Genomic DNA, 6,000 nt, shown 5'->3' on the forward strand with positions numbered 1-6,000 from the left:
TGGTAGCGTTTAGTGGGCCGGGTCCAAGAAACGCGGCTTCCCCCTCCTGACGAAAGCCGCCATGACTCTGCGCCGTTCCGCCCTCGCCGCCCTCGCGGCCTCCGCCCTCCTGCTGACCGGCTGCACCGCCGACGGCGGCGACGCCGGGGGAGGATCCAGCACCCCGGTCGCCGACGGCGTCCTCACCTACGCGACCGGCGACGCCGAGCCCACCTGCCTCGACCCGCACGTCGGCGGCAACTACCCGCAGGCGCTGCTCGCGACCCAGGTCCTGGAGTCGCTCGTCTCGCGCAGCGCCGACGGCACGATCACCCCGTGGCTCGCCGAGTCGTGGACCGTCTCGGACGACGCGCTCAGCTACGACTTCACCCTCCGCGAGGGCGTGACCTTCACCGACGGCACCCCGCTCGACGCCGACGCGGTCGCCGCCAACATCGCGCACCTGCAGGACCCGGCGACGAAGTCCTCCACCGGCTACCTCGCCGTCGCGAAGGTCGAGTCGGTCACGGCCGTCTCGCCGACCGTCGCCCGCTTCGCCCTCAGCGCCCCCGACAGCGCACTGCTCGAGTCGCTCTCGCAGCCGTGGACCGCGATCCAGTCGCCCGCCGGCATCGCCCGCGGCGAGGAGGCCAACTGCGAGGCGCCCGTCGGCACCGGCCCGTTCACGGTGACCGAGTGGGTCAAGCAGGACCACGTGACCCTCACCCGCAACGACGACTACGACGCCGCGACCGGCCCGACCGGCGAGGGCCACGACGGCCCCGCCTACCTCTCCAGCATCACCTGGCGCTTCATCCCCGACTCCGCCACCCGCTACGCGGCGCTGCAGGCGGGCGAGGTGGACCTGATCGACAACGCCCAGCCCGACACGCTCGCGGCGGCGACCGACGCCTCCGACCTGGTCGAGATCGACGCACCCCGCCCCGGCTCGGTGAACCGCCTCGAGCTCAACTCGGGCCAGGCGCCGTTCGACGACCGGAGCGTGCGCGAGGCGTTCATCCGCGCCGTCGGCGTGAACGACGCCATCGACTCCCTCTTCTTCGGCACGGCCGAGCGCTCGTACTCGCCGCTGTCGAGCAGCGAGGCGACCGCCTACTCCGACCCGTCGCTCTTCCAGGACGCGGGATCGGACGACGAGATCGCCGCCGCGGAGGACCTCCTCACGACCGCGGGCTGGGTCGACTCCGACGGCGACGGCATCCGCGAGAAGGACGGCGTGCCGCTCGTCCTGCGCCTGCCGGTCAGCACCAACCAGTCGATCCCGGCCGAGCAGTCGCTGTTCGAGCAGATCCAGGCGTCGGCGAAGGTCGCCGGCTTCGACGTGCAGATCAGCCTGCTCGACCTCTCCAGCTGGTACACCGCGCTCGCGGCGAACGAGTACGAGCTGGTCAGCGCGCCGTACACGAAGGTCGGACCGGACGTCCTGCGCACGCTCTACGCGTCCTCCGGCATCACCCCGGCGCCGAGCGGCTACTTCGCCAACCACGCCCAGGTGAACGATCCCGCCCTCGACGCCCTGCTCGAGCAGGCGAGCGCGACCGTCGACGAGACCGAGCGCGCCGACCTCTACTCGCAGGCCCAGCGGATCGTGCTCGAGGGCTACTGGATCCTGCCGCTCTACGACCAGCAGAACCACTACCTGCACCGCTCGGCCGTCCAGGGCGTCGCCGCCCTGGCCACCGTCTCGACCCCCTGGTTCGCGGACGCCTGGCTCTGACCGAGCGGGGCATCCCTGCCGATCGAGGAGCGGCGTAGCCGCACCATGCTGGTCGAGTAGCCGCGGAGCGGCGTATCGAGACCCGCCGCCCTGATCGCGGTGGATCTCGATACGCCCGCTCCGAGGGCTACTCGATCAGCATGGTCCGCACGCCGGTCGAGCAGTGCCCTCCATGCTGGTCGAGTAGCCGCGAAGCGGCGTATCGAGACCCACCCGCAGAAACCCCCACCCCCGAGAGGAGCCCCCATGATCCGCCGCCTCCTCCTCCGCCTCGGCGGCGCGCTCGTGGTGCTCTGGGCGGTCGCGACGGCCGTGTTCTTCCTCATCCGCCTGATCCCCGGCGATCCGGCGCAGGCGATCCTCGGCGGCCCCGGCTCGCAGGCGTCTCCGGAGGCGCTCGCCGCGGTCCGCGAGCAGTACGGCCTCGACCAGCCGCTCCTCCTGCAGTACCTCACCCAGCTCGGCCGCCTCGCCCGCGGCGACCTCGGCACCTCGTACTCTCTGCGCACCCCCGTCGCCGACCTGCTCGCCCAGCAGCTGCCCGGCACCCTCCTCCTCGCCGCGCTGGCGCTGACCCTCGCCTGGATCCTCGCCCTCGTCACCGCGCTCTGGTCCACCCGCGGCGGCCGCGTGGCCGCCGCGATCGGCTCCGGACTCGAGCTGACCGCGGCCGCCCTCCCGCACTTCTGGCTCGCCACCGTGCTGATCGCCGTCTTCGCGACCGCGCTGCGCTGGTTCCCGCCGGTCAGCACCGGCTCCGCGAACGGCCTCGTGCTGCCCGCGCTGACCCTCGCGATCCCGCTCGCCGGCTTCCTCGGCCAGGTGATGCGCCGCTCCCTCCTCGACGCGCTGGAGTCGCCGTTCGTGCTCGCGGCCCGCGCCCGCGGCGAGGGCGAGCTCGGCATCCGGCTCCGGCACGCGCTCCGGCACGCGGTGCTGCCGGGCGTCTCGCTCTCGGGCTGGGCGTTCGGCTACCTGATCGGCGGCGCGGTGGTGGTCGAGACGATCTTCGCCCGGCCCGGCCTCGGCCGGACGCTGCTCGCCGCGGTGACCGTCCGCGACGTCCCCGTCGTCACCGGGGTGGTGCTCGTCACCGCCCTCGCCTACATCGTCGTCACCCTCGCCACCGACCTCGTCGCCCGCCTCGTCGACCCGCGCCTCGCCGCCGCCCGCCCGCAGGAGGCCCGCGCATGAGCGAGCTCGAGCTGCGCGCCGCCGGCCCCGCGCGCCGGGCCGCCGGCCGCCTCCGCGTCGGCGAGCTCCTCGCCCTCGCCTTCGTCGTCCTCCTGCTGCTCGCGGCCGTCGCCCCCGGCTTCCTCGCCCCCTTCGATCCGCTCGCCATCGCCCCGCGCGACGCCTTCGACCCGCCCTCCGCCGTGCACCTGCTCGGCACCGACGAGTCCGGTCGCGACGTCCTGAGCCGCCTGATCTCCGGAGCCGGCGCCTCCCTCTTGATCGGAGTCAGCGCCACCGCCATCGGCCTCGTGCTCGGCGCCGTTCTCGGCGTCGCCGCGGCGTTCGGCGGCCGCTTCGTCGACGGAGTGATCGGCCGGGTCCTCGAGGTCCTCTTCGCCTTCCCCGCGCTGCTGCTCGCGCTGCTGGTCATCGTGGTCACCGGCCCCGGAGTCGTCCCCGCGACGGTCGCGGTGGGCCTCTCGACCGCGCCCGGCTACGCGCGCATCCTGCGGACCCAGCTGCTCGGCATCCGCGACTCCGGCTACGTCGAGGCGGCGCGCGTGCTCGGCCACTCCTCGCCGCGGATCCTGCTCGCGCACGTGCTGCCGAACACCTTCGGCCCGCTCGCGGTGCTGGCGACGCTCGGTGTCGGGCAGGCGATCGTCTGGGCCTCGGCGCTCAGCTACCTCGGCCTCGGGGCCGAGCCTCCGGCGCCGGAGTGGGGCGCGATGCTCTCCGCGGGCCGCACCTACCTCTCGAGCGCCTGGTGGCTGACGGTGTTCCCGGGCCTCGCGATCGTGCTGACGACGCTCGCGACGACGGTCCTCGGCGGCCGGCTGCGGGGTGCGCGATGAACGCCGCGCGCGCCGGCAGCGCCGCCGTCGTGGAGGACCTCCGCGTCGCCTTCGACGGCGTCGAGGTCGTGCACGGGGTGTCCTTCCGGATCGAGCCGGGGGAGTGCGTAGCGATCGTCGGCGAGTCCGGCTCCGGCAAGAGTGTCACCGCGCGGGCGCTGCTGGGTCTGAGCGGGGGAGCGGCGACCGGCAGCGTCCGGGTCGGCGACCAGGAGGTGATCGGCGCGGGCGCGCGGACGCTCCGGCGCCTCCGCGGTGCCGGCGTCGGCTTCGTGCCGCAGGACGCGCTGCTCTCCCTCGATCCGCTGCGACCGATCGGCCGCGAGATCGGCGACGTGCTGCGCCTGCACTCGCGGCTTTCCGCGCCCGAGGCGTCGGCTCGGGTCGCCGAGGTGCTCGCGAGCGTGGGCATGCCCGACCCGGAGGAGCGGATGCGCGACCGCTCCGGCGAGCTCTCCGGCGGGCTCCGCCAGCGCGCGCTGCTCGCCGCCGCGATCGCCCTCGACCCGCCACTGCTCGTGGCCGACGAGCCGACCACCGCCCTCGACGTCACCGTGCAGGCGCGGGTGCTCGAGCTGTTCGCCGAGCAGAAGGCGCGCGGCCGGGCGCTGCTGCTGGTCTCCCACGACCTCGCCGTCGTCGCCGGGCTCGCGGACCGGATCCTGGTGCTCGCCGACGGCCGGGTCGTCGAGGACGGCCCGGCGAAGCGGGTGCTGCGCTCGCCGGAGTCGGTCCAGGCGCGGACGCTCGTCGCCGCGGTCCCGGCCGGGCGGCCGCGCGGCTCGCGGCTGACGGATCCGGACGCGCCCGTCGTCCCGCCCGCGCCGCCCGGCGAGCTGCTGCTGCGGGCGACCGACCTGGTCACCCGCTTCCCCCGCCCCGGCGGCGGCACCCGCACGGCCGTGGACGGCGTCGGCCTCGAGCTGCGCCGAGGCGAGACGCTCGGGCTCGTCGGCGAGTCCGGCTCGGGCAAGAGCACGGTCGCCCGGCTGCTGCTCGCTCTGCGCCGCCCGGATGCGGGCTCGGTCGAGTTCGACGGCGGCCCGTGGTCGGCGGCGACCGAGCGCACGCGGCGGCCGCTCCGCCCGCGGATCGGCGCGATCTACCAGGACAGCCTGTCGTCCTTCGACCCGCGCTGGAGCGTCGGCCGGCTGCTGCGCGACGCGGGCGCGGAGTCGGTTCCGGCCCTGCTCGAGAGCGTCGGCCTCGCGCCGTCGCTGGAGCGGCGCTCCCCGCGCACCCTCTCCGGCGGGCAGCGCCAGCGCGTCTCGATCGCCCGCGCCCTGGCGACCCGCCCCGACGTCCTGATCTGCGACGAGCCGGTGTCGGCCCTCGACGTCTCCGTCCAGGCGCAGATCCTCGACCTCCTCGACGACCTCCAGCGCCGCCACGGCCTCGCCCTGCTCCTGATCTCGCACGACCTCGGCGTCATCGCGCACATGAGCGACCGCATCGCCGTGATGCGCGACGGCCGCCTCGTCGAGTCCGGCCCGGCCGCCGCCGTCCTCGGCACCCCGCGCGAGGCCTACACCCGCCGCCTCCTGGCCGCCGCCCCCCGCCTCGACCGCCCCTGACCCCGCCCGCCGCCCCGCGACGTCGGCCGAGGGCGCCCGCCCCTTCTCACGCTGGTCGAGCAGCCCCGCAGCCCTGCCCATGCTGGTCGAGCAGCCCCGAAGGGGCGTATCGAGACCCGCCGTCATCAGCAGGGCGACTCTGCAGACTCGCCTTCCGACGCTGGTGGATCTGCTTGGAAGAGACTCCCGCACACATGCTGGTCGAGTAGCCCCGCAGGGGCGTATCGAGACCCACCACCGCATGCACGTCGGCCTCCTCCCCGCCCTGCGATGGCGCCGGAGGCGCCCCCTCCGCTCGATGCGCCCGCTCCGCGGGCTGCTCGATCAGCAGAGAGGCGCTCGAACGGTGGGGAGCGCTCGGGCGCTGCAGAACATCAGCTGAGAAGGGGTGGCCTCCGCTGTCAGGGGAGGGACCCTGCTCTCAGCTGATGTTGTGCGCACCGACTGCCGGTCGAGGAGCCCTGCAGGGGCGTAGCGCGACCCGCCGTCACCAGCGGAGTGGGTCTGCGTGCTGGAGTTCTGCCGACGGTGGATCTGCTTGCAAGAGACACCCGCACACATGCTGGTCGAGTAGCCCCGCAAGGGCGTATCGAGCGGCGAAGCCGCTTCGCGTCTCGGTGGTGAGGGAAAGGGACGCGGCTGCGCCGCGTCATGCTGGATGGTCCTATGGATGTCAAGC

At 74.4% G+C, this 6,000-nt stretch carries 4 protein-coding genes; all 4 read left to right on the top strand.

Annotation, left to right across the window (positions count from 1 at the left end; all coding sequences use genetic code 11):
* The first annotated feature begins 61 nt into the window (after nucleotides 1–61).
* The 4 genes from EDF22_RS19725 (at nucleotide 62) to EDF22_RS19740 (ending at nucleotide 5,321) form a co-directional block, all read left to right on the top strand.
* The gene (locus EDF22_RS19725; protein WP_123706503.1) at nucleotides 62–1,717 is read left to right on the top strand and encodes an ABC transporter substrate-binding protein; all 1,656 of its coding nucleotides are present in this window, start codon (nucleotides 62–64) and stop codon (nucleotides 1,715–1,717) included.
* Nucleotides 1,718–1,963: 246 nt separating this feature from the next.
* Nucleotides 1,964–2,911: an ABC transporter permease gene (locus tag EDF22_RS19730; RefSeq protein ID WP_123706504.1), complete on the top strand. Its 948-nt coding sequence runs from the start codon at nucleotides 1,964–1,966 to the stop codon at nucleotides 2,909–2,911.
* Complete coding sequence (locus tag EDF22_RS19735; protein ID WP_123706505.1) at nucleotides 2,908–3,747, top strand: ABC transporter permease; 840 nt, start codon at nucleotides 2,908–2,910, stop codon at nucleotides 3,745–3,747. Before EDF22_RS19730 ends, EDF22_RS19735 begins: the two co-directional genes overlap by 4 nt.
* A complete protein-coding gene (locus EDF22_RS19740) occupies nucleotides 3,744–5,321 on the top strand; it encodes an ABC transporter ATP-binding protein (protein WP_123706506.1) in 1,578 nt (525 codons plus the stop codon). The genes EDF22_RS19735 and EDF22_RS19740 overlap by 4 nt, the downstream gene beginning before the upstream one ends.
* Nucleotides 5,322–6,000 lie beyond the last annotated feature (679 nt).

The organism is Rathayibacter sp. PhB127 (assembly GCF_003751665.1).
Lineage (GTDB): Bacteria > Actinomycetota > Actinomycetes > Actinomycetales > Microbacteriaceae > Rathayibacter > Rathayibacter festucae.